This window comes from Faecalicatena contorta, from assembly GCF_021531995.1.
In the GTDB taxonomy this organism is placed as follows: Bacteria; Bacillota; Clostridia; order Lachnospirales; family Lachnospiraceae; genus Dorea_A; species Dorea_A contorta_A.
Genome location: NZ_JAFBIZ010000228.1, coordinates 1 through 1,731, shown reverse-complemented (window position 1 = coordinate 1,731; position 1,731 = coordinate 1). Strand labels below are relative to the sequence as shown.

Below are 1,731 nucleotides of genomic sequence, written 5' to 3'. Positions count from 1 at the left end.
TTATAAACCATTTTTGATATTGTCCTAATATACCACAAAGAAAAATGTCCCGAATGTGGTATGATACTCTCATTAAGCTGATGGGAGGAATTATTATCAGAAAGGTTGAACTTCGAATGAACGAACAAGAAAAATATGAGATCATCAAAAAATTAGTTGATGTCAATGGGAATAAGCTACGTGCAGCGCAGAAACTGAATCTTAGTATCCGTCAGGTCAATCGCCTGATCAAAGGCTACAAGGAGGAAGGAAAGGCTTTCTTTATTCATGGAAACAGAGGACGACAACCTGTAAATACTGTGCCGGATGACGTGAAACGAATGGTGATTGACCTGTACACTACAAAATACTATGATGCCAATTTTACGCATTACACAGAGTTGCTGGCTCGTCTCGAAGGCATAGAACTCTCCGTATCTACGGTTACTACTATCTTAGAATCACAATACATACTGTCGCCACGTGTTACAAAGTCAAAGAAAAAACGTATAAAAAAAGAATTAAACCAGAAAAAAGAACAGGCTACTACACAAAAAGAAAAAAACAAAATACAAACCAACCTGGTAGCTGTGGAGGATGCGCACTCCAGACGTCCAAGATGCGCCTATTTCGGCGAATTGCTCCAAATGGACGCTTCCCTTCACCATTGGTTCGGGGACGAAAAATCAACCCTTCACATCGCCGTAGACGATGCAACCAGCACTCTGGTGGGAGCATGGTTCGACAAAGAAGAAACTTTAAATGGTTACTACCATGTGTTTCATGACATTCTCAAAAACTATGGTATCCCTTATAAGTTCTTTACTGACCGACGCACCGTATTCACTTACCAATTAAAAAATGCCCCATCTCTTGACGAGGACACCTATACTCAATTCGCCTATGCTTGTAAACAACTGGGAGTCGAAATAGAATGTAGCAGCGTCCCACAAGCAAAAGGCCGTGTAGAGCGTATGTTTCAAACCTTACAGTCGCGCCTGCCACTGGAATTGAGACTGGCAGGCATAACGACTGTAAAAGAGGCGAATGAATTCTTAAACTCCTACATAAAAGAATTCAACGCACAATTCGCTTTACCTACCAATGATATCAAATCCGTGTTTGAAGCGCAACCTTCTGACGAAAAAATCAATCAATTCCTGGCTGTTCTTACAGAAAGGACCGTAGATAGCGGTCATTGTATTCAGCACAAGAAATGTTATTATCGCATGCTTGATGAAAACGGATATCAGGTACATTACAGACAAGGAACCAGAGTCCTCTTTATCGAAGCCTATGATAAGCGAAAATTTTGCTGTGTGAATGACACGCACATCTATGCTCTGGAGGAGATTCCCAAACACGAGTCCAAGTCAAAGGAACTAGATGTAGATTACAAGAAATCGAAACCCAAAAAACAAAACATACCATCGAAAGACCATCCATGGAGACACTCCAGATTCCAAAAGTTTGTAAAGCAACAAAAACATCGTCTCAATGACGATGCCCTGGAAAAACCTGCTTAAGAAGGTGGTGCTTTAGCACAATCCCTTTCATCAGCCGCTTGACTACTATATAATCATGTGACGAGAATTCCTGTCAAGGACAACGCCACATGTGGTGCGTAGCATCCTTGACAGGAATCTCGCACATGATGTTTTATCAACAAGCGGCTGATGAAAGAAAATGCCCCGGAAAAAATCCAGGGCAAATATTTCAATTATTTTGGGACATTTTCAAAAATGGTTGACA

At 41.0% G+C, this 1,731-nt stretch carries 1 protein-coding gene; it reads left to right on the top strand.

Going from position 1 to position 1,731, the window contains the following annotated elements:
• Window positions 1-116 precede the first annotated feature (116 nt).
• The gene (locus tag JQM82_RS15470; protein WP_235251308.1) at window positions 117-1,505 is read left to right on the top strand and encodes an ISNCY family transposase; all 1,389 of its coding nucleotides are present in this window, start codon (window positions 117-119) and stop codon (window positions 1,503-1,505) included.
• Window positions 1,506-1,731: the final 226 nt, after the last annotated feature.